The organism is Aeromonas sp. R4-2 (genome assembly GCF_040908295.1).
GTDB classification, from domain to species: domain Bacteria; phylum Pseudomonadota; class Gammaproteobacteria; order Enterobacterales; family Aeromonadaceae; genus Aeromonas; species Aeromonas veronii.
On record NZ_JBFODL010000009.1, the window covers coordinates 106102 to 129132 of the forward strand.

Annotated in this window: 17 protein-coding genes; 11 read left to right on the forward strand and 6 right to left on the reverse strand. The window is 58.9% G+C overall.

What is annotated here, in order from left to right; all coding sequences use genetic code 11:
- Window positions 1-17: 17 nt before the first annotated feature.
- The 8 genes from ygfM (at window position 18) to xdhC (ending at window position 12338) form a co-directional block, all read left to right on the forward strand.
- The gene (gene ygfM / locus AB5Y99_RS05620; protein ID WP_368208965.1) at window positions 18-794 is read left to right on the forward strand and encodes a molybdopterin-dependent oxidoreductase FAD-binding subunit; all 777 of its coding nucleotides are present in this window, start codon (window positions 18-20) and stop codon (window positions 792-794) included.
- Window positions 791-3688: a molybdopterin-dependent oxidoreductase Mo/Fe-S-binding subunit gene (locus AB5Y99_RS05625; RefSeq protein ID WP_368208967.1), complete on the forward strand. Its 2898-nt coding sequence runs from the start codon at window positions 791-793 to the stop codon at window positions 3686-3688. Before ygfM ends, AB5Y99_RS05625 begins: the two co-directional genes overlap by 4 nt.
- 95 nt (window positions 3689-3783) lie before the next feature.
- Window positions 3784-5301, forward strand: a complete 1518-nt coding sequence (locus AB5Y99_RS05630) for a nucleobase:cation symporter-2 family protein (protein ID WP_368208969.1) — start codon at window positions 3784-3786, stop codon at window positions 5299-5301.
- A gap of 39 nt (window positions 5302-5340) precedes the next feature.
- Window positions 5341-6657, forward strand: coding sequence for a guanine deaminase (gene guaD / locus AB5Y99_RS05635; RefSeq protein WP_368208970.1), 1317 nt, complete (start codon window positions 5341-5343; stop codon window positions 6655-6657).
- Between the two features lie 397 nt (window positions 6658-7054).
- The gene (locus AB5Y99_RS05640; RefSeq protein WP_180343373.1) at window positions 7055-8356 is read left to right on the forward strand and encodes an NCS2 family permease; all 1302 of its coding nucleotides are present in this window, start codon (window positions 7055-7057) and stop codon (window positions 8354-8356) included.
- A gap of 310 nt (window positions 8357-8666) precedes the next feature.
- Window positions 8667-10985, forward strand: a complete 2319-nt coding sequence (gene xdhA / locus AB5Y99_RS05645) for a xanthine dehydrogenase molybdenum-binding subunit XdhA (protein ID WP_368208971.1) — start codon at window positions 8667-8669, stop codon at window positions 10983-10985.
- A complete protein-coding gene (xdhB, locus tag AB5Y99_RS05650; RefSeq protein ID WP_323892094.1) occupies window positions 10978-11856 on the forward strand; it encodes a xanthine dehydrogenase FAD-binding subunit XdhB in 879 nt (292 codons plus the stop codon). The genes xdhA and xdhB overlap by 8 nt, the downstream gene beginning before the upstream one ends.
- Window positions 11853-12338: a xanthine dehydrogenase iron sulfur-binding subunit XdhC gene (xdhC, locus tag AB5Y99_RS05655; protein WP_202003997.1), complete on the forward strand. Its 486-nt coding sequence runs from the start codon at window positions 11853-11855 to the stop codon at window positions 12336-12338. The genes xdhB and xdhC overlap by 4 nt, the downstream gene beginning before the upstream one ends.
- A gap of 115 nt (window positions 12339-12453) precedes the next feature.
- On the opposite strand, the gene AB5Y99_RS05660 is transcribed toward xdhC, so the two are convergent.
- The gene (locus AB5Y99_RS05660) at window positions 12454-12993 is read right to left on the reverse strand and encodes a glycine zipper 2TM domain-containing protein (protein ID WP_323892096.1); all 540 of its coding nucleotides are present in this window, start codon (window positions 12991-12993) and stop codon (window positions 12454-12456) included.
- 501 nt (window positions 12994-13494) lie between these two features.
- Here AB5Y99_RS05660 and AB5Y99_RS05665 point away from each other — a divergent pair.
- A complete protein-coding gene (locus tag AB5Y99_RS05665; protein WP_005345660.1) occupies window positions 13495-13683 on the forward strand; it encodes a hypothetical protein in 189 nt (62 codons plus the stop codon).
- 62 nt (window positions 13684-13745) lie between these two features.
- Here AB5Y99_RS05665 and AB5Y99_RS05670 read toward each other — a convergent pair whose 3' ends face one another.
- Window positions 13746-15272, reverse strand: a complete 1527-nt coding sequence (locus AB5Y99_RS05670; protein WP_323892099.1) for a YfcC family protein — start codon at window positions 15270-15272, stop codon at window positions 13746-13748.
- A gap of 665 nt (window positions 15273-15937) precedes the next feature.
- On the opposite strand from AB5Y99_RS05670, the gene AB5Y99_RS05675 reads away from it, so the two are divergent.
- Window positions 15938-17560, forward strand: coding sequence for an acyl-CoA synthetase (locus AB5Y99_RS05675; RefSeq protein WP_368208972.1), 1623 nt, complete (start codon window positions 15938-15940; stop codon window positions 17558-17560).
- A gap of 85 nt (window positions 17561-17645) precedes the next feature.
- Here the strand turns inward: AB5Y99_RS05675 and AB5Y99_RS05680 are convergent, their stop codons facing one another.
- A complete protein-coding gene (locus tag AB5Y99_RS05680) occupies window positions 17646-18935 on the reverse strand; it encodes a sensor domain-containing diguanylate cyclase (protein WP_236095558.1) in 1290 nt (429 codons plus the stop codon).
- A gap of 354 nt (window positions 18936-19289) precedes the next feature.
- Here AB5Y99_RS05680 and AB5Y99_RS05685 point away from each other — a divergent pair, with 354 nt between their 5' ends.
- On the forward strand, window positions 19290-20819 hold the full coding sequence (locus tag AB5Y99_RS05685) for a P-loop NTPase fold protein (RefSeq protein WP_330124199.1): 1530 nt from the start codon (window positions 19290-19292) through the stop codon (window positions 20817-20819).
- A gap of 33 nt (window positions 20820-20852) precedes the next feature.
- Here AB5Y99_RS05685 and hisIE read toward each other — a convergent pair whose 3' ends face one another.
- The 3 genes from hisIE to hisA are packed head-to-tail and all read right to left on the reverse strand — an operon-like array spanning window position 20853 to window position 23030.
- Window positions 20853-21503, reverse strand: a complete 651-nt coding sequence (gene hisIE, locus AB5Y99_RS05690) for a bifunctional phosphoribosyl-AMP cyclohydrolase/phosphoribosyl-ATP diphosphatase HisIE (protein WP_368208973.1) — start codon at window positions 21501-21503, stop codon at window positions 20853-20855.
- Complete coding sequence (hisF, locus tag AB5Y99_RS05695; protein WP_368208974.1) at window positions 21496-22269, reverse strand: imidazole glycerol phosphate synthase subunit HisF; 774 nt, start codon at window positions 22267-22269, stop codon at window positions 21496-21498. Before hisF ends, hisIE begins: the two co-directional genes overlap by 8 nt.
- Complete coding sequence (hisA, locus tag AB5Y99_RS05700; protein ID WP_368208976.1) at window positions 22269-23030, reverse strand: 1-(5-phosphoribosyl)-5-[(5-phosphoribosylamino)methylideneamino]imidazole-4-carboxamide isomerase; 762 nt, start codon at window positions 23028-23030, stop codon at window positions 22269-22271. Before hisA ends, hisF begins: the two co-directional genes overlap by 1 nt.
- Between the last annotated feature and the right edge of the window lies 1 nt (window position 23031).

The window sequence follows — 23031 nt, forward strand, 5'->3', positions numbered from 1 at the left end:
AAGAGTAAGGATGACACATGATTGAGCAATTCTTCCGACCCGAGCAACTGGGTCAGGCTTTGGAACTCAAGGCCAGTTTCGGCAACGACGCCGTCTACATGGGAGGCGGCAGCAAGCTTAACGCCGCCCCGACCCGCACCGACAAGAAGGTCGCTATCTCACTGGACAAGCTGGGACTGAACCAGATTGAGCAGCAGCACGGCCAGCTCCATATCGGCGCCACCGTCACCCTGCAGACCCTGAAAGATGATCCCCGTACCCCGGCCGCCCTGTGCGAGGCGCTGGGGTTTGTCTACTCCCGCCATCTGCGCAATCAGGCCACTCTCGGTGGCGAGCTTGCCTGCCAACAGCAGGATTCCCCCTTGCTGCCGGTGCTGCTGGTGCTCGAAGCGGTGGTGGTGCTGGAGAACAACCTGCTGCAACCCATCGACGCCTATCTGGCGGGGCAGCGCAATGCCCTGGTGCTGGGGATTGTGCTGCCGGAGCCTGAACTGCGCTGCGCCACTCGCCGCATCAGCCGCAATGCCGATGGCTTGGCGGTAATGACCGCCGCGGTAGCCCTCGACAGCATTGGCGAAATGCGGGTAGCCGTCGCTGGCGTTACCCCGCAGCCGATGCGGCTGCGGGATCTGGAGCGCCGCGATCTGCACGACGCTGCGCTGGAGGCCGCCGTGAGCGAGCTGATTGCGCCCCGTGAGGATCTGGCGGGCAGCGTGAGTTACAAGCGGTATATCACCGGTGTGGTAGTGGCGGATCTGCTGGTGGATTGCCAGCAGCAGGAGGTGCAAGCATGATGGAACTCAACTTTACCCTGAACGGAGCCCTGCGCACCGTCATCTGCAAGGCCGGTGACAATGCCCAACGGGTGCTGTTCAACCAGTGCCGGATGCACTCGGTGCGCAACAGTGACGACGGCTTCGGTTTTGCCGGCTCCGACGCCATTCTCTTCAACGGCAAGGTGATCAACGCCTCCCTGCTGATCGCCGCCCAGCTGGAGGGGGCGCAGGTTCGCACCGCCGAGTCGCTCGGCAGCTGGAACCAGCTCAGTCTGGTACAGCAGGCGATGGTGGATGTGGGGGTGGTGCAGTCCGGCTATAACGATCCGGCCGCCGCGCTCATCGTCACCGACCTGCTTGATCGCCACCCCGAGCCCACCCGTGATCAAATCGATGACGCGCTCTCGGGCCTCTTTCACCGCGATGGCGGTTATCAGCAGTTTTATCAGGCCATCGAGCTTGCCTGTTCACGGATGAAGGATCCCGATTATCTGTGCCAGATCGCCCCGGAATTTCGTGACGATCTGCGCCACATCGGCAAGAGCTGCCCGAAAGTGGACGCCGCCAAGATGGTGCAGGCCAAGCCCTGCTACGTGGAGGATCGGGTCACCGAGGATGCGCTGGTCATCAAGATGCTGCGCAGCCCCCATCCCCATGCGGTGATCACCAAACTTGACGTGAGTCGCGCCGAGGCGCTGCCGGGGGTGGTGCACGTCATCACCCACCTCAATTGCCCGGATGTCTACTACACCCCGGGTGGTCAGAGCGCCCCCGAGCCGTCACCGCTGGATCGCCGTATGTTCAGCCGCAAGGTGCGCCACGTAGGTGACAGGGTCGCCGCCGTGGTGGCCGAGAGCGAAGCCATCGCATTGGCGGCGCTGAAACTCATCGAGGTCGAGTATCAGGTGCTGCCGGCGGTCATGAATATCGATGAGGCGATGGCCCCCAATGCACCGCTGGTCCACGACGAGCCCATTATCTACATGGCAGGTGCGCCGGCGGATCTCGAGCAGCAGAACGCCTGCTCGGTGCGCCGCGGCGATGAGCACATGATCATCAACTTCCCCATCGGTTCCCGCCCCCACGAGAACCTGGCCGCCAGCGTCCATGGCCAGATCGGCGATGTAGCCAAGGGCTTTGCAGAGGCGGACGAGATTATCGAACGCACCTACGAATCGACCCAGGCCCAGCAGTGCCCGACCGAGCCGCACATCTGCTTCACCTACATGGATGGGGATCGTCTGGTCATTCATGCATCCACCCAGGTGCCGTGGCACGTGCGCCGTCAGGTGGCGCGTATCGTCGGCCTCAAGCAACATCAGGTGCACGTGATCAAGGAGCGGGTAGGGGGCGGCTTTGGCTCCAAGCAGGATATCCTGCTGGAAGAGGTGTGCGCCTGGGCGACCAAGGTCACCGGCCGTCCGGTCACCTTCCGCTACACCCGTGAAGAGGAGTTCATCAGCAACACCTCCCGCCATGTGGCCAAGGTGAAGGTGAAAGTGGGGGCCAAAAAAGATGGCACCATCACCGCCATCGACATGGATTTTCGCGCCAATACCGGCCCTTACGGCAACCACTCATTGACGGTGCCGAGCAACGGCCCGGCGCTCTCCCTGCCGCTCTACCCGTGCGACAACGTGCGCTTTACCGTCAACACCTACTACAGCAACATCTGCCCGACCGGCGCCTATCAGGGTTATGGCGCGCCCAAGGGCAACTTCGCGCTGACCATGGCCATTGCCGAGCTGGCCGAGAAACTGGGGATCGATCAGCTCGACATGGTGGAGCACAACCGGGTGCACGAAGGGGATATCCTCAAGGTGCTGGGTGCCATCGGCGAGGGCAAGATGCCCACCTCGGTACCCCATGCCGCTAGTTGCGCTCTTGAGCCGATCCTCAAGCAGGGTCGTGAGCTGATTGCCTGGGACAGTCCCAAACCCGCCGACGGGGATTGGCGCATCGGTCGTGGCGTCGCCATCATCATGCAAAAATCAGGGATCCCGGATATCGATCAGGCCAACTGCATGGTCAAGCTGGAATCTGACGGCACCTTTATCGTCCACTCCGGTGGCGCCGATATCGGCACCGGCCTCGATACCGTGGTGGCCAAGCTGACCGCCGAGGTGCTCGGTTGCCCGCTCAGCGATGTGCATGTGATCTCTGGCGACACCGACCATGCGCTATTTGACAAGGGAGCCTACGCCTCGTCAGGCACCTGCTTCTCCGGCAATGCGGCCAAGATGGCGGCCGAGAACCTCAAGGCGAAGATCCTGTTCCACGGCGCCGCCATGCTGGGCGAGCCGGTGGAGGATGTGGAGCTGGTTCATCCGGGCATAGTGCGCGGCAAGCAGGGGGAGGTGAGCCTCGCCAAGCTGGCCCACAAGGCGGAGACAGGTACCGGCTTCGGCATTCTGGTGGGCACCGCCAGCTACATCACCTCTGAGCTGGCCTTCCCGTATGGCGCCAACTTCGCCGAGGTGGCGGTCAACGTCAGAACCGGCGAGATCCGGCTCGACAAGTTCTACGCCCTGCTCGACTGCGGTACCCCCATCAATCCGGAGTTGGCCCTCGGCCAGATCTACGGGGCGACCATGCGGGCCATCGGCCACACCATGACTGAAGAGATCTGCTACGACAGCAAGGGCATCCCGCTGACCCGGGATCTCAAGAGCTATGGCGCGCCCAAGATTGGCGACATTCCCCGCGACTTCCGGGCCTTCCTGGTACCGAGTGATGACAAGGTCGGCCCTTACGGCGCCAAGTCCATCTCGGAGATCGGGGTCAACGGCGCGGCGCCTGCCATCGCCACCGCAATCCACGACGCCTGCGGTGTCTGGCTGCGCAAGTGGCACTTCACGCCGGAGCAGATCCTGCGCGAACTGGGCAAGCTGGAGCAAAAAGTGTCGGCATAACAAAAGAAAAGGTGAGGGGCGGGCGCCAGCTCGCCCCCAGCGCCTGACGGCGGAATGAGTACTCCGCCTACATTCTGTGTGATGGGACAAACACGATGTCTAAAACAACACGCAAGCACTCGGATCTCATTTACGAGCTGGAAGACAAACCCCCGTTTTATCAAACCCTGATGGGCGCAGTGACCCATCTGCTGGCCATTTTTGTTCCCATGGTGACCCCGGCGCTGATCGTCGGCGGCGCCCTGGGCCTATCCACCGAGATCACCGCCTATCTGGTCTCCATGGCGATGATCGCCTCCGGTATCGGCACCTGGCTGCAGGTAAACCGTTATGGCCCCATCGGGTCTGGGCTGCTCTCCATCCAGTCGGTCAACTTCTCCTTCGTCACCGTGATGATCGCCCTGGGCGGCACCATGAAAAAAGATGGCATCCATGAGGAGCTGATTGTCTCGACCCTGCTCGGGGTCTCATTTGTCGGCGCCTTTCTGGTGATGGGCTCCTCCTTTGTGCTGCCCTACCTCAAGCGGGTGATCACCCCGACCGTGAGCGGTGTAGTGGTACTGATGATTGGCCTGAGCCTTATCAAGGTGGGGATTATCGACTTTGGCGGCGGCTTCTCCGCCATGAGCAGCGGCACCTTTGGCAAATACGAGCACATCGGGCTGGGGCTTTTGGTGCTCTGTGTCATCGTCGCCTTCAACTGCAGCCGAAGCCCGCTGCTGCGGATGAGCGGCATTGCCATCGGTCTGATGGTGGGTTATGCGGTGGCCCTGATGCTCGGCATGGTGGATTTTTCCGCCCTTGAGAACCTGCCGCTTATTACGGTGCCGATCCCGTTCAAGTACGGTTTCTCCTTCGACTTTCACGCCTTTATGTTGGCGGGCACCATCTATCTGTTGAGCGTGCTGGAGGCGGTGGGGGACATCACCGCCACCGCCATGGTCTCCCACCGGGATATTCAGGGCCCCGAGTTTCAAAAACGGCTCTCCGGCGGTGTGCTGGCGGACGGTCTGGTATCGGTGATCGCCTCGGCCCTCGGTTCCCTGCCGCTCACCACCTTTGCCCAGAACAACGGGGTGATCCAGATGACCGGGGTGGCGTCACGCCATGTGGGCAAGTTTATTGCCGTCATTCTGGTGCTGCTGGGGCTTTTCCCCGTAGTAGGGCGCTTCTTTACCACCATACCGTCACCTGTGATGGGGGGCGCCATGGTCATCATGTTCTCCATGATCGCCATCGCTGGTGGTCGCATCATCATCAGCCACGGCTTCGATCGGCGGGAGACCCTGATTGTCGCCACCTCCCTGGGTCTTGGGCTTGGTGTCTCCTATGACCCGAACGTCTTCAAGGTGCTGCCGGCGGGTATCTACATGCTGGTGGAGAACCCCATCTGCGCCGGTGGTATCACCGCCATCATCATGAATCTGGTATTGCCGCAAAGCCGCAAGCGCAAGGCGGCCGTCAGGGATGCCGAGGCGGTGGAGGTGATCCAGCTGAGCGACAAACCGGATGTGACCTTCACGGCCCGTCCTGTCAGCACTGCGAACCGCCGCGATGAAGAGGCGCTGGCCGATGCCAAACCGGTCGCCGCCGTCCAGGTCGAACGGATCTGATGGTCACAACAGAACAATAAAAAAGTAGGGGAACGAGGTATGAAATACGACAACTCCGTCAAAGCCGTGCGCGGCAGCTTCTTCGACATCACCCGGGTGGTGGAGCAGTCCGAGGAGATTGAGTCCAACGCCCGTCTTATCGAGGATGGTCTGCTGATCATTCGTAACGGCTGCATCGACTGGTTCGGTGAGTGGGAGGAGGGGAAGGATCGCATTCCGGCCGAGGTGCGGGTGCGGGATTATCGCGGCAAGATGATAGTGCCGGGCTTTGTCGACACCCACATTCACTATCCCCAGAGCGAGATGGTGGGGGCCTATGGCGAGCAACTGCTGGAGTGGCTCAACCGCCACACCTTCCCGGCCGAGCGGCGTTACAACGATCTCGAGTATGCCCGCGAGATGTCCACCTTCTTTATCAAGCAGTTGCTGCGTAATGGCACTACCACGGCGCTGGTGTTCGGCACCGTTCACCCAGAGTCGGTGGATGCCCTGTTCGAGGCGGCCAGCCGCATCAACATGCGGATGATCGCGGGCAAGGTGATGATGGATCGCAACGCGCCGGATTATCTGCTCGATACCGCCGAGAGCAGCTATGTGCAGAGCAAGCAGCTTATCGAGCGCTGGCACGGCAACGGTCGACTGCTCTATGCCATCACACCACGATTTGCACCCACCTCGACACCCGAGCAGCTGGCGATGGCGCGGAGACTGCGCGAAGAGTTTCCCACCACCTATCTGCACACCCATCTGTGCGAGAACAAGGATGAGATCGCCTGGGTCAAATCCCTCTTCCCGGCGCACAAGGGCTATCTCGATGTCTATCACCAGCATGGCCTGACCGGCCACAACTGCGTCTTTGCCCACTGCGTCCATCTGGAAGAGCAGGAGTGGGATTGCCTGAAGGAGACCGGCTCCACCATCGCGTTTTGTCCCACCTCGAATCTTTATCTCGGCAGTGGTCTGTTCAAGTTGCACAAGGCGTGGTGCAAGCAGGTGAAGGTGGGGATGGGCACCGACATCGGCGCCGGTACCACCTTCAACATGCTGCAGACCCTCAACGAGGCCTACAAGGTGATGCAACTGCAGGGCGAGCGGCTCTCCGCCTATCAGGCCTTCTATCTGGCGACCCTGGGCGGCGCCCATTCGCTGGGGCTGGACGAGAAGATCGGCAGCTTTGCGGTGGGCAAGGAGGCGGATTTCGTGGTGCTCGACCCGGTCGCCACCCCGCTGCAGCAGCTGCGTTATGACAACTCCACCACCCTGCGGGACAAGCTCTTTGTGCTGTTGACCCTGGGGGATGACAGATCCATCTACCGCACCTACGTGGATGGCCAGCTGGTGCATGAACGGGGGTAGGGGCTGGAGTGGGCTGCCGCGGCGCAGCCCCAACGAATACGGCGGCTGGCGTGCCCCACAGGGGCGCCAGTCTTGCCGCACCACAGGGGATCTCCCCGCATAGAACGTGAAATGGCCCGGTTTTTTTGACCAGCAAGGCAAACGTTTGAGTCAAGGCTGCCTGCCCTGGTCTGTCTGTCGCATCCTCTGCCGTTATCGCCTGTTTTTTATCAAACTAGCGCGAGGCAGACCCGCAGATCCTGTTGCCATTTCGTCATGGAACATTCAGGCGCGTGTGAAGGAGTTGGGTATGACCCAAGCAAACAGCAGGACAAACAGCGTGGAACAGCTGGCCAATGATGACGCCAGCCAGAGCGCAGCAAAGCAACAGCCGCTCACGGCTCTTGATCGCTACTTTATGATCAGCGAGCGGGGCAGCAACGTCAGACAGGAGGTACTGGCGGGCCTCACCACCTTCCTTGCCATGGTCTACTCGGTGATCGTGGTGCCGAGCATGCTCGGCAAGGCGGGCTTTCCCCCCGGCGCCGTGTTTGTCGCCACCTGTCTGGTGGCGGGGTTCGGTTCGCTCTTGATGGGGCTCTGGGCCAAGTTGCCGATGGCCATCGGCTGCGCTATTTCCCTCACGGCGTTTACCGCCTTCAGTCTGGTGCTGGGGCAGCAGATCCCCATTCCGGTAGCGCTGGGGGCCGTTTTCCTGATGGGGGTACTCTTTACCGCCATCTCGGTGACCGGGGTGCGTAGCTGGATCCTCGACAACCTGCCGATGGGGATTGCCCACGGCACCGGCATCGGGATCGGTCTCTTCCTGTTGCTTATCGCCGCCAATGGGGTGGGGCTGGTGATCAAGAACCCGCTGGAGGGGCTGCCGGTGGCGCTGGGGGCTTTTACCTCCATGCCGGTCATCATGTCCCTGATCGGCCTTGCGGTGATCTTCGGGCTGGAGAAGCTGAGAGTACCGGGGGGGATCCTGCTGGTGATTATCGCCATCTCCATCTTTGGTCTCATTTTCGATCCGGCGGTGAAGTATCAGGGGCTGTTCGCCCTGCCGAGCCTTTCGGACGATCAGGGCAAGTCCCTCATCTTCAGTCTGGATATCATGGGGGCCCTCTCGCCGCTGGTGCTGCCCAGCGTGCTGGCGCTGGTAATGACGGCGGTATTCGATGCCACCGGCACCATCCGCGCCGTGGCGGGGCAGGCCAACCTGCTTGATAAGGATGGTCACATCATCAACAGCGGCAAGGCGCTCAGTGCCGACTCGGTCAGCAGCATCTTTTCCAGTCTGGTGGGGGCGGCGCCAGCTGCCGTCTACATCGAATCGGCGGCGGGCACGGCGGCGGGGGGCAAAACGGGCCTCACGGCGACTGTGGTCGGTGGTCTTTTCCTGCTGATGCTGTTCCTCTCGCCGCTCTCCTATCTGGTGCCCGCCTATGCTACGGCGCCGGCCCTGATGTATGTGGGGCTCTTGATGCTGAGCAACGTCACCAAACTCGATTTCGATGACTTTGTCGGGGCCATGTCCGGGCTGGTATGCGCCGTCTTTATCGTACTCACCTGCAATATTGTCACCGGCATCATGCTTGGCTTCAGCTCGCTGGTGATCGGCCGCATCTGCTCGAAGGAGTGGCACAAGCTCAACGTCGGCACCGTGGTCATCGCCCTGGCACTGGTGCTCTTTTATGCTGGGGGGTGGGCTATTTAGGGATAACCCGCCCGTTTGGGGCTGCCATCGGCAGCCCCGCTTTTCTTTGCCAAACCTGCATGTGCCTTTGATTTTCACCCCGTACCATTTTGATAAATCCCCTTACCAGATTGATAGCGCAGCGGACACTGGTTGCATCGGGGGCTGCTGCTTCGTCTTTGGCTGGCACCTTGCCGGCCAGAAAAAGGGAGACAGATGGGATCCTCTTCACACTTCTTCCCATCGTCGGGGCGAGAGGGGGAAACAGGCGCATATCTTGCTGTTTTTTATCCCGGTTCTGGATTTTTCTTCCCTGAAAAAGGACTTGATCATGTCCATAGGATTACCGCTCAAGCGGGTGGATGCCGAGGCCAAGGTGACCGGCAGTGCCCGTTATACCGATGACAACATCATGCTCGGTATGCGCCACGGCAAGTACGTGCGCAGTAATATCGCTCATGGCAAGGTGCTTGCTATCGACGCCAGCGAGGCGCTGGCGCTGCACGGGGTCGAAGCCGTGTTTACCCATGAAGATGTGCCCACCACCTGTTTTCGCACCGCCGGTCACGCCTGGTCTCTCGATGAGGCGAAACGGGATGTGAAAGACCGCCGTCTGCTCACCGACCATGTACGCCACTTTGGTGATGGCGTTGCCATAGTCGTAGCCCGCGATCCGCTGGTGGCCGAAAAAGCGGCCGCGCTGGTCAAGGTCACCTACGAGCCGCTGCCGGTGATGACGGATGCCGAAAGCGCCCTGGCCGACGAAGCCTATCCCATCCACCCGAGCGGCAATCTGCTGCGCCAAAGCCAGCTTCGCGCCAATGACCCGGAGCAGGCCATTGCGGCGGCCGATCTGCAGTTTCAGGGGCACTACCGGACGCCGGTGGTGCAGCACTGCCATCTGGAGACGGTGACCTGCTACGCCTACATGGATCAACCGGACCACATCATCGTCGTCAGCAGTACCCAGATCCCCCAGATTGTGCGCAGCCGGGTGGCAAAGTCCCTCGGCCTGCCCTGGTCGAGCGTGCGGGTGATCAAGCCCTATATGGGTGGCGGTTTTGGCAACAAGCAGGATGTGCTGGAAGAGCCGATGGCGGCGTTTTTGAGCTACAAGCTTGGCGGTGTGCCGGTCAAGGTGACCTTGAGCCGGGAGGAGTGCTTTTTTGCCTCCCGCACCCGTCACGGCTTTGCCATCGATGGCAAGATAGGCCTCAACCGCGACGGCACCCTCAAGGGCTATCAGCTCGACGTGCTCTCCAACACCGGCGGCTATGCCTCTCACGGCCACTCCATCGCCAGCGCCGGGGGCAACAAGATCAGCTACCTCTATCCGCGCAGCGCCTTCGGTTATGACGCCAAAACCTTCTACAGCAACCTGCCCACCGCCGGTGCCATGCGCGGTTACGGCGCGCCCCAAGTGATTTTTGCCCTCGAATGCATGCTGGATGACGCCTGCGCCGAGTTGGGGCTGGATCCGCTTGATGTGCGGATCGCCAACGTGGCGCGGGAAGGCGACGTCAATCAGGTCAACCAGAAGACCATCTACAGCGCTGGTCTGCCCGACTGCCTGCTGCGTGGCCGCGAGATGTTCGAGTGGGATCGGCTCAAGGCCGAGTGTCTGGAGCAGGATCCGGCGAGCCGGGTGCGGCGCGGCATTGGGGTGGCCTGTTTCAGCTACGGCTCCAACACCTATCCGGTGGGGGTCGAAATTGCTGGTGCCCGCATGCTGCTCAATCAGGATGGCACCGTTAATCTGCAGATCGGTGCTACCGAGATAGGGCAGGGGTCGGACACCGTCTTTGCCCAGATGGCGGCCCAGACGTTAGGCATTCCGTTTGAGCAGATCCGGGTCATTTCGACTCAGGATACCGACATCACCGCCTACGATCCTGGCTCGTTCGCCTCGCGTCAGAGCTATGTGGCGGCCCCTGCCATCCATCAGGCGGCGCTGCAACTGCGGGCCCGCATTTTGTCGCTGGCGGCCCAGCTCTGCCATCAGGATGTAGGATCCCTGACCCTGATCGACGGTTACGTGGTGCTGGCCGGTGCGCCGGACAAGGTGCTGATCAGCGTCGCCGAGGTGTCGGTCAACGCCTACTACCACCTCACCATCGGCGGTCAGATCACCTCCGAGGTCTCCCACAAGACCACCACCAACCCGCCCAGTTTCGGCTGTACCTTTGTCGATCTCAGCGTTGATATCGATCTCTGCAAGGTGACCATCAATCGCATCATCAACCTGCACGATGCGGGCAAGATCCTCAATCCGCAGCTGGCGGAGGGGCAGGTGCACGGCGGCATGGGGATGGGGATCGGCTGGTCCCTGTTCGAGGAGATGATCATCGACGCCAAAACTGGCGTGGTGCGCAACCCCAACCTGCTCGACTACAAGTTCCCCACCATGCTGGATTTGCCCGAACTTGAATGCGACTTCGTGCAGACCTACGAGCCCCAGTCGGTCTATGGCCACAAATCCCTGGGGGAACCGCCCATTATCTCGCCGGGCCCGGCGATCCGTAACGCCATTCGCATGGCGACCGGGGTGGCCATCAACGAGCTGCCTATCACCCCCAAAACCCTGTTTCGGGAGTTTGTCGCGGCGGGTTTGATTGGCGAGGGATCACGGGAGGAGCAACACCATGTTTGATATTGCCCGTTACTACAAGGCGCACAGTGTGGCCGAGGCAGTCGCCCTGCGCCAGGCTGACCCCGAGGCGCGTCTCTTGGCCGGTGGCACCGATGTGATGATCCAGCTCCATCACCTCAACGCCGCCTATCGCCATATCGTCGATATTCACGACTTGCCCGAGCTCAAAGGGGTGAGCGAGTTGCCTGATGGGTCGATCCGTATCGGCTCTGGCACCACCTTTACCGAGATCATCGAAAACGAACTGGTGCAGCGCCGCCTGCCGATGTTGGCCGAAGCGGCTGCCACCATCGCCGGCCCGCAGATCCGCAACGTCGCCACCTATGGCGGCAATATTTGCAACGGCGCCACCAGTGCTGACTCGGCGGCGCCGACTGTCGCTCTGGAAGCAGAGCTGGAAATCGCTGGCCCCGATGGTACGCGCCGCATCCCCATCGCCGGTTTTCATACCGGCCCTGGCAAGGTGGCGCTGCAACCTGCGGAGATCCTGGTGGCGTTTCATTTCTCCCCGGATACTCACCCCCAGGTGGGCTCCCACTACTTCAAATACGCCATGCGCGATGCCATGGACATCGCCACCATCGGCTGCGCCGCCTACTGCCAGATTGAGGATGGTCACTTCAAGCGCTTGCGGCTTGCTTACGGCGTGGCGGCACCGACGCCGGTGCGCACCCCTCACGCGGAAGCGGCGGCCGAAGGGCAACCCCTGACTCGCGCCACACTGGCAGCGATTGCCGAGGCTGTGGTAGCCGATGTGGCGCCGCGCTCCTCCTGGCGGGCAGAGAAGGAGTTTCGCCTGCACCTTATCAAAACCCTGGCGCAGCGGGTGGTCGCCTGCGCAGTCGAACGTGCCGGAGGGAAGATCCTATGATGCAACCGCAAAGCTGTCCCGTAGTGGAGATCCAGTGTGAGATCAACGGCAAACCTTACTCTTATGCTGTGCCGCCCACCATGTCGCTGCTCCACTTCCTGCGTGGGCAGGGGCTGATCAGTGTGAAAGAGGGGTGCAGTGTCGGTGAGTGCGGCGCCTGTACCGTGCGTGTGGATGGCACCGCTATCGACAGCTGCCTCTATCTGGCGGTCTGGGCAGATGGCAAATCCATTCGCACCGTGGAGGGGGAACGCAAAGGCAATGAACTCTCAGATGTACAACAGGCATTTATCGACGAAGGGGCGGTGCAGTGCGGTTTTTGCACTCCCGGCCTCGTGATGGCGAGCGCGGCCCTGCTCGACAAGACCGAGCGCCGCCCCTTGACCGATGCGGAGATCCGCCGCGGCCTGTCGGGGAATCTGTGCCGCTGCACCGGTTATCAGAATGTGGTGCGGGCGGTGAAAAAGTGCTGCAAGGGGTAACTGACTGGGCGCAATGACCCTGAGTGCCGTTGTTTGAAAAAGGAAACAAGCCGCCCCATAAACCACAGGCCCGCCTCGAAAGAGGCGGGCCTGTGGTTTATGGGGCCAGGAGACATCACACTTTTGGCTGGTCGATCACCAATTTGCCATCCTTGACCGGAATGGTGGCACCGGGGGCTTGCTTCATGTGGATCACCCCCTCCTGACCGGCGAGGCGATAGGTCACGTCATAACCTATGGTGTTGACGCTCGTATCCTGCACGGTTTTGCAGCGCTGCTCGGTGGTGGTGTAGGTATCCCCCGCCTGCATATTGCCCTGCACCTGATTACCGGCATAACCCCCCGCGACGGCCCCGGCAGCGGTGGCCACCTTCTTGCCGCTGCCACCGCCAAACTGGTGGCCGACCACGCCACCCAGCGCTGCGCCGACCACGGTGCCGAGGATTTTGTGCTCATCCTGTACCGGCTTGCGGTGGGTCACTGTGACGTTGCGACACTCCTGACGCGGGGTCTTGATGCTCTCGGTGATCGGCTTGCTGGCGATCACCTCGGCAAAGGTGGGTTGTGGTGTAAAGAGGGAGCCGCTAGCCGCGGCCGAGAGCGCCAGGGCCGAGGCGATGCCAATACCGATACCTGCCATCATGGATCTGTTCATCTTGTTGTTCTCCTGCATACCCATACGGGCTGTTCCAATCTGGCGCCATCTTGTCATAACCGGTTGGCCGGACAAGGCGAGGGGGATGGGCCTGCGACAGGCGCTGGCAAGGTCAAAAAACAGCCACCATGAAAAAGTGTCTGACTTTGGCGACAACGAACTAAAAGTGACCAGTTTCCGGCGCATGGCGGGCTTTGCTTGTGTGATAAGGAGCAATTCGAGTCGCAATTTGCAAGGCGGGCGGTGAGCAGAATGCCAGAGTGGCAAAGTGCTGACGGGGGCAGGTCAAGGGAGGTCTTGAGCAAGGGCTCTGTTCGTTGAGATGGCCACGCAAGTGGTTGATAAATGGCTCCAGCCCCATCAGATGTTGGCCGATAAGAGATCACGGCAAGCATTTTGCTTTGATTGGGTGAAGCAGAGGGTGAACGGGTCGGCAGACAACTGCGTAAGACCTGATATGAAGAGGTTCACCCGAGATCATCGGATCAATGAGGGGGAGATATGTCAATGTTACCCAGCTGGATCACCCCGGCCATCCAGGCCAACATCATCACGGTGCAGCAGGCCGAACGTCTGCTCTCATCCCTCTACCGACCCCTGGCCGAGCAGGGAGAGGAGCTTCCCGCTGATATCGCCGACATCAGCCTTAAACTCTACTGCTTCCGCCAGCAGGGGCGGGTGCGCCACTAAGGCTGACAAAAGAACACCCCGCGCCAGGCACGGGGTTTTGTCACTCATGTATCACAGGCCCATCAGGCCAACATCACTTGCGCCACCAGCATCAGGGCGCCAAATCCCAGCACAAAACCCACCATGGGCAGCACGAACTTGACCCACTTGTTGAACTGGATGCCGAGCATCTGCAAAGTGACCAGCACCAGTCCGGTGGGGGCCAGAAACAACATGGCGTATTGCCCCCAGTTGTAGGCCGACACCACGATATAGCGGGGGATCATCACAGTATCTGCCAGCGGTGCCATGATGGGCATGGAGAGCACTGCGAGCCCCGAGGAGGAGGGCACCACCAGCCCCAACAGGGTGAACACCAGCATCTGCGCCACCGCGAACACGGCGCCATGCATGCCGGAGACCAGATCGGAGGCGTAGGCCAGAATGGTGTCCGAGATCATCCCCTGATCCAGCACCAGATTGACCCCCCGCGCCAGTCCGATGATGAGCGAAACGGCCACCAGCTCCGACGCCCCCTGAGTAAAGGCCTCGACCGCCTCTTTCTCTTTGAGGCCCGAGATAAAAATGATGATGATGGCGATGGTCAGGAAGGAGGCCGCCATCTGCGGGAACCACCAACCCGCCATGGAGACGCCCCACACCATCAGCGGGAAGGCGAGGATAAACAGGGTCAGAATGATCTTGCGGCGCAGGGTGAAGGGCACCCCTTCGTCCATAGAACCCTCTTTGAGAAAACGGGCGCGAAAACTCTCTCTGTCCTCATAGGTGTAGGAGAAGGCTGGATTGGCTTTGATCTTCTTGCAGTACCAGTAGAGATAACCGATCACCACCAGGGTGCCCACCAGACAGCCGACGGCGCGAAAGATCACCCCCTCGGTAAAGGGAATGCCGGCGGCATTGGAGGCGATCACCACCGAGAAGGGATTGATGGTGGAGAAGGTGGTGCCCATGGAGGCGGCGAGGAAGATGGCCCCTACGCAGACGATGGAGTCATAGCCGAGCGCCAGAAAGATGGGCACCAGTATGGGGTAGAAGGCGACCGCCTCTTCCTCCAGTCCGCAGGTGGTGCCTCCCAGCGCCATCACGAAGCAGACCAGCGCCACAAACAGGAACTCGTTGCCCCGGGTTTTGTGTGAGAGGGCGACCAGTCCCGCACTGAAGGCACCTGTCTTGTTGATGACGCCGATCAGCCCCCCGAGCACCAGAATAAAGACGATGATATCCGCCCCCTCGATGGTGCCCTTGACCATGCTGACTGCTACGTCACCGAGCCCCTTGGGCGCTTGCTCCAGCAGTGCATAGGTGCCGGGAATGGCGATGGGCTTGCGGATGGTACCGTTGGTAAATTGCTCCACCGCAATATTGATATTGAGTTTTGCCAGGGCATCCTGGGTTGCGGGAAGTCGGCTAATTTCCCCCTGTGGACTATTGACCATCAGGCTTTCACTGGCCGGATTATAAGAGAGCTTGGCATAGGCGCCCGCCGGAATTATCCAGGTCAGCGCAATGGCCAGTAACATAATAAGAAACAGAATGGTAAATGCAGTAGGGAATTGTCTGCGTGGTGTGGTATTCGGCACGGCACACATAAAATGCTCCTTGATAAAGCAGGTTTGGGCTCGGCGGAATATCGGGTCGATAGGGTTTCTGCGTCATACATCCAAGGTACGCAAACTCACTCTGTATTGCGTAGTGATTGGCGAGAAATCTGGCCTGATATTGAACATCCGGTAGATTGTTTCACGTTGTAACCGTAACCCGTGCGCGGCTGGATGAACATGGCGCCATGCTCGCTTTATGGGATGGCTCACAAAATTTATTTTCCATGGATTTAACAGCTGATATGAAATAAAGGTTATTATGCAATAACTATTTCAGCTTTCATTTAACGTGCTTTGCCTTAAATAAAGGTCATGAAAATAGTGCGTACCGAGATGAATGGAATGACATATAAAGCAGCTTTGGTGGAATAATATTCCACCATCGTCATTTTTCGTTATTTGCCAAAAACAGCCTGTGAAAAAAATGGCACACTTTCCAGTAACGAAATATTTTTTGCAACGAAAACAGGGGGCCCTGTTGGCAGGCGGCAGCTCCTGTCTAAGACGTTTTGCTAATACCTGCCGCCGTAGGCTCACTGTTAGGCTGTCATCCCCATAAGAGACCAGTGACGGGCAGGATGCCTATGTCGCTGTCTGATCTCTGAATCATCCCGGAACAGCCCGTTTTGTGCCACCTGTGAGGAAGGAACCCGATGACAGTGCAGAACATCTATGAGCGCGACCTTGCCAAAACCGCCGCCAATTTCGAGGCCCTGACCCCCATCAGCTTTCTGGGGCGGGCGGAGCGGGTCTATCCCGACTATCCGGCGCTGATCCACGGCTCGCTACGCCAGAGCTGGGGCGAGACCGCCCGCCGTTGCCGCCAGCTTGCCTCGGCCCTGCGGCTTCGCGGTATCGGGGAGGGGGATACCGTCTCCATCGTTGCGCCCAATATCCCTGCGATGTTTGAAGCTCACTTCGGGGTGCCCATGAGCGGCGCCGTGCTCAACACCATCAATACCCGGCTCGATGCCGAGTCGATGGCCTTTATCTTCCAGCATGCCCAGAGCAAGGTGGTGCTGGTGGACAGGGAGTTCGGCCCTGTGGTGCGCAAGGCACTGGATCTGCTGGAGTGCCAACCGCTGGTCATCGCCATCGACGATCCCCTCTACCGGGAAGGGGCGCTTATCAGTGACCTTGACTATGAGGCCTTTATTGCCACTGGTAACGGCGATGAGCCCGGCTGGTTGCCAGAGGATGAGTGGCAGGCGATCTCCCTTAACTACACCTCCGGCACCACCGGCAACCCCAAGGGGGTGGTCTATCACCATCGTGGCGCCCACCTCAATGCCATCAACAATGTGCTCTCCTGGGAGCTACCCAAACACCCCGTCTATCTCTGGACCTTGCCGATGTTTCACTGCAACGGCTGGTGCTTCCCCTGGACGCTGGCGGCGACGGCCGGGGTGAGCGTCTGTCTGCGTCATGTGCAGGCGGCCGCCATTTATGAGGCGTTGCATGAGCACAAGGTGACCCATTTTTGCGCAGCGCCCATCGTGCTCAATATGCTCAACAATGCCGATCCGGCGCTCAAGCAGGGGCTGGATCACCCCATCAAGGTGATGACCGCCGGCGCAGCGCCCCCCGCCACCGTGATCGCCGGTATGGAAGCGATGGGGATCGCCGTGACCCACGTTTACGGCCTCACCGAAACCTATGGCCCCTGCGTGTTGTGCGAGCCGCAAAGAAGCTGGCAAGGACAGGATGCCACCACGCTGTCGCGTCTCAAGGCACGGCAGGGTGTTGCGTCGCCCCTGCAGGGGGAGATGCGGGTTATCAATCCGGTCACTGGCGAGCCGGTGGCCAAGGATGGCAAAACCATGGGGGAGATAGTGCTGCGCGGTAATGTGGTGATGAAGGGCTATCTGAAAAATCCGGCGGCCAGCGCCGAGGCGATGGCGGAGGGGTGGTTTCGCAGTGGCGATCTGGCGGTATGGCACCCGGATGGTTATGTGGAGATCAAGGACAGATCCAAGGACATCATCATCTCCGGCGGGGAGAATATCTCCAGTCTGGAGGTGGAAGATGTGCTCTATCGCCATCCCGATGTGGACGAAGCGGCAGTGATCGCCATGCCCGATGAGAAGTGGGGGGAGGTGCCCTGCGCCTTCGTGAAACTGAAAGAGGGGCGAGAGACCACCCAGGCGGAGTTGATCGCCTTTTGCCGGGAGCAGATGGCTCACTTTAAGGCCCCCAAACGCATCATCTTCACCCCGTTGCCGAAGACCTCGACCGGTAAGGTGCAAAAATTTGTGCTGCGCAAACAGCTGGGGTAGCAGCCTGTTCGTAAGGAGCCAGCACAGCCATTCATAGGAGGGAGATACGAGGGAGCTGGAGGGCTGCGGGCCCTCCCGTGGTGTGCTAGGGAGCCTTGCAGGCAACGCAGTTGCGGCCGCTCTGTTTGGCCTGATAGAGCATCTGATCGGCGCGGGCGTAGAGGCTCTCCATCAGCTCCCCCTCGCCATTTTCCACCAGTCCGGCGCTGATGGTGATGACCAGCTTATCCCCATCGGGCAGGGGGAGCGGGCTTTGCATCACCTGCAGGCGCAGTCGCTCGGCCAGTGATGCGGCGGCCGAGAGGGTGGTGTTGGGCAGCAAGATGGCAAACTCGTCACCGCCGATGCGGGCCAGCACATCTTCGCTGCGCAGCACCGATTGCATCACCCTGCCCAGATGCATCAGCGCGCTATCCCCAAGGGGGTGACCGAAGCGATCGTTGATGCACTTGAACTGATCCACATCCAGCACCATCAGCACCGAGGTGAGGTGGTGGCGCATGTCCAGACTGAGGTTCTTCTCACACAGTTCGAAAAAGAAACGGCGGTTGTAGAGACCGGTGAGGCCATCGCGCACCGACTGCTGGTGCAACTGTTCCTTGAGCTGGTGCAGTTCGGTAATGTCGGAGGAAATACCGATCAGGGTCGGGGTGCCATCCCCCAGCAGAAAGGGCACCTTGACCGACCAGTAGTAGTGCTGATTTCCTTCGGGATCGGTCAGCATCTCTTCCCCGGCTTGCAGCTCGCCGGTTTCGAATACCCGGTTGTCCAGTCGCCACAGCTGGCAGGCGCTGGCAGCCGGGATCACCTCATCATCGCGCCGATTGATGATCTGCTCGGCAGGAAGGCCCAGCAGATCGGCGACCTTTTGGTTGACGTAGAGAAAGCGGTGCAGGCTGTCCTTCATATAGATATGGGCATCCACGTTGGCGAGGATGATTTCCAGCAGCTGATGCTGCTCCGCCATGCGGGCCTCAATCAGCTTGTGTTCGGTGATATCGGTGGAGATGCCGCACAGACCGATCAGGTTGCCATCCTTGTCATGGATGGGCTTTTTAACGGTCCAGTAGCAGCGCTTTTCCCCGGTGGATTTGAGGTAGTTGATCTCCTCCTGGGCGATGGCGAGTTGCTGCTCCAGTACCAACCGGTCGTTGCGTTGAATGGTGTCGGAGAATTCGAGATCAAAAAAGGCCCGATCATCCTGCCCCTGCAACTCGGCGAGGGTGCAGCCAAAGAGATCCAGCACCGCCTGATTGGCATAGGTGTAACGGCCCGCCAGATCCTTGGTAAACATGTAGGCGTCCGTCTCGTTGAAGATGGCTTTGAGGTGATCCAGCTCATGCTGTAACTGGATAGAGAAGGGTTCATCCTTCATGGGGCTAGCCATCCTTGGTTAAGGGCATCGTTGTATACAGCGCGAATATATGTACCAACGGTTTAAATTAAGCACTGAACAGGCCATATTTCGTGTTTATTTCCGCAAGTTCTGCGCCATGTCACACGATTGTCATCGTTGGTGTGGTCAAAGGAAATCAACTGAGTCCGTGGCTATGCAGATAACCGTCCCACCTATATCGGCCCGGCATCGTGGGCCAGCAGCAGAGCAATTGCCCGGCAGTCAAATACGCCAGCCCGAGCGGCAGAAAGGGCAACAAACAGGTCTTTAATCAAACTATTTTCACTGTGCCCCTGATATCATCCTCAGCAACGTAATAAGGAGAGATACGAGATGGCAGTGGCACCGTTTAATTGGGATGACGCAGTTCAGTGGGACGGGCCGGGGGCCATTGCGGGCGGTGAAGAGTTGGCTGGTGATCGGCTGGAACGTGCCCGCTATGCCGAGTTTCTGACCAACTACCTCGCAGCCGAAGGCACGCAGCGCAACTATGTGCTCAATCTCAATGCCGAGTGGGGGGCGGGTAAAACCTGGTTTATCAAGCGTTGGTATATGGAGCTGAAAGCGCACTATCCCACTGTCTATATCGATGCTTGGCAGCAGGACTTTTCCGATGATCCCTTATTGACGGTTATCTCGTCGATTATCGAGCAATTGAGAGATGCAACAGGAAATAAGGTTTCAATACCTGATGGCATCAAGTCCAAACTATTGGGTTTGCTAAAGGTGGGCGGAAAATTGGTGCTCAAGTCAGCCATTAAAAAAGCTGGATGGGAAGATAGTGATTTTTCTGTGGAAGGCGAAGATGCAGATAAGCTGGTTGATACGCTTTGTAGCAATCACAAAGAGCGTTATGAATCTATCCAGTATCTTAAACAAGAAATTCGGCAATGGGTTGAAGCTGCGGTTTCAGCAAACTTAGACCAATTGGATGGCCAAGGTCGATTGGACTATCCCGCCTTTATTCTGATTGATGAGCTGGATCGCTGTCGCCCCTCCTATGCGGTAGAAATGCTGGAGACCATAAAACATATTTTTGATATTCGCGGCGTGGTGTTTGTACTTGCAACCGATACCGAGCAGTTACAGCATGCTATCAAGGTCATTTATGGCGATGGTTTTGATGCAGAAAGTTATCTTGGCCGATTTTTTCATAGACGATTTACGTTAGGCAGTATCTCTCGACGAGAGTTTATTCAGCAGGCAATTGTAGATAAAAAATTGCATTTTGAGCATATCAATGCATGGCCGAAAATAACTGATAGTCAAGTGTTGGTAAATGTATTAACAGCTGTCTGTGATCATTTTTCATTGAGCTTAAGAAGAACAGAGCAAGTGTTGGACCGAACGATTGCTTCCATCGTTAATTACGAAGGTTGCACATTAAATCTGATTTTTCTTGTCTATCTGTTCTCTCTATGCGAGAAAAATAATGAAGATTATCGGGCTGTAGCGGATGGCAAAATGCCTACGACAGATAACCATCCTAAGCTAAAAGGTTTCAATACTCTTACAAGTGAGTATGAAGAACAACATTTTCAATGTTTTATAAAAGCAGGGAGTGCAATAGGAAGTTATATTGAGGATGTCGATCATGAACGATATCTAAATCCTTTTATAGATGGAATATATATGGTTTCATTAAAAAATATGTTAGCCATTTCTTATGGAAGTCTATTAAAATCGACTTCAGATGATGAGTGTTCATATCGTTTTATCACGTTAGCAAAAGATTGTGTTAAGCGAATGCGAAATTTGACTGTAGAAGAAAATACTATTTTGGCAGAAAAGGAACTCTCACTATTGGAGCGACGTTTAACAACGTATAAAAATTTAGTTGAGCTGGCTGTGCATCTTGACTAAATAAAGCCGGGAAATCCCGGCTTTATTATCAGTTTATTTATTGTGCCGCTCATAAAGCCGCTGAACGACATCCTTTAATCCGAGTCCTTCGTTTTGCAGCAGTACGGTCAGGTGGTAGAGCAGATCGGCGGATTCGTTGATGAGCTCCTCCCGATCCTTGGCCATGGCGGCCAGCGCCACTTCAACACCCTCTTCACCTACCTTCTGGGCGATGCGCTTGGTGCCCTTGCCATAGAGGCTGGCGGTGTAGCTGGTGGCCGGATCGGCCCCTTTGCGGGCGGCCAGCACCTGTTCCAGCTCTGCCAGAAAACCGAGTGGTGGCACCGGGTGGCCGTTAAAGCAGGAGGTAGTGCCCTTGTGGCAGGTGGGGCCGACGGGGTTGGCGGCGATCAGCAGGGAGTCCTGATCGCAGTCGGTGCTGATGGCGACGAGTTGGAGCACGTTGCCCGAGCTTTCGCCCTTGGTCCAGAGCCGCTGTTTGCTGCGGCTAAAGAAGGTGACCTGACCGGTAGTCTGGGTCTTCTCCAGCGCTTCACGGGTCATAAAGCCCTGCATCAGCACCTCGCCGCTGGCGGCGTGCTGGACGATGGCAGGGATCATGCCGTCGCATTTTTCCCAGTCGAGCTGATCGGCAAGGGGGCGCGCGCTTGCGGTTGTTTGTGTGTTATCAGAGAAGTTATTCACGGATGGCGACTCCTTCGTTTTTCAGCCAGCGTTTCAATTCGGGAATGGGGATAAGGCCCTTGTGGAACACAGAGGCGGCCAGCGCCCCGTCAACATCGGCGAGGGTAAAGGCATCGCGAAAGTGCGCCATGGCACCGGCGCCGCCGGAGGCAATCAGTGGCACCTTGCAGGCGCTGCGCACCAGCTTGAGCTGTTCGAGATCATAACCCTGACGCATGCCGTCCTGATTCATCACGTTCAGCACGATTTCACCTGCGCCGCGCTTTTGCACCTCCTGCACCCAATCGAGGGTGTGCCAGGCGGTGGTGCGGGTGCGACTCTCGTCACCGGTAAACTGTTTGACCTGATAGTGGCCCGTGTCGGCGTCGAAGTAGGAGTCAATGCCCACCACCACGCACTGCACGCCAAAGCGCTCGGCCAGTCGGCTGATCAGGGGCGGGTCGGCCAGGGCCGGAGAGTTGATGGAGACCTTGTCGGCGCCAAATTCGAGGATCTGGCGGGCATCTTCGACGCTCTTGATGCCACCGGCGACACAGAAGGGAATATCTATCACCTCCGCTACCCGGCTCACCCAGCTCTTGTCCACTACCCGCGCATCGCTGGAGGCGGTGATGTCATAGAACACCAGCTCGTCAGCGCCCTCTTCGGCGTAGCGGCGCGCCAGTTCGACAATGCCGCCCATCACCTCGTGATTGCGAAACTGCACCCCCTTGACCACCACGCCATCTTTCACGTCGAGGCAGGGGATAATGCGTCTTGCCAGCATCAGTTGCCTCCTCTGGTATCGGCTGCGGGCGCTTGCCAGCAGGCGATGGCGTCACCTACCGAGAACTTGCCTTCCAGCAGGGCGCGACCAAGGATGATCCCCTTGACGCCGGAGCCCTTGAGCGCCTCGATATCCGCGATGCCGCCAATGCCGCCGGAGGCCTGAAAGGCGACGCTCGGGTAGCGGGCGCAGAGATCACGATAAAGCTCGACGTTGGTGCCAGCCAGGGTGCCGTCACGGCTGATGTCGGTGCAGAGCACATGCTTGAGCCCGGCGGGGAGGAAGCGCTCGATCAGCGCCTCGATGGTCACGCCGCTGTTCTCCTGCCAGCCTGCCACCGCGATATGGCGATTGCCCTGCTCATCGATATTGACGTCCAGCGCCAGCACGATCTGCTCGGGGCCATATTTCTCCATCCAGCTCGCCACCAGATCCGGGGATTTGACGGCGGTGGAGCCAATCACCACCCGGCTGGCACCGGCGGCCAGCAGATCTGCCACATCCTGATCGGTACGCACGCCTCCGCCGACCTGCACCGGTGCTTCGGTGGCTGACAGCAGTTGGGTCAGCAGGGGCAACTGGCGCGCCTTGGCATCCTTGGCCCCGTCCAGATCCACCAGATGGAGCTGCACCGCCCCCTGGGAGACATATTCATCGAAGCGGGCCTGCGGGCTGCTGCTGTATTCGGTCTTCTGGTCGTAGTCCCCCTGATAGAGGCGAACTACCTGACCGTTGATAAGGTCAATTGCGGGAATGATCATG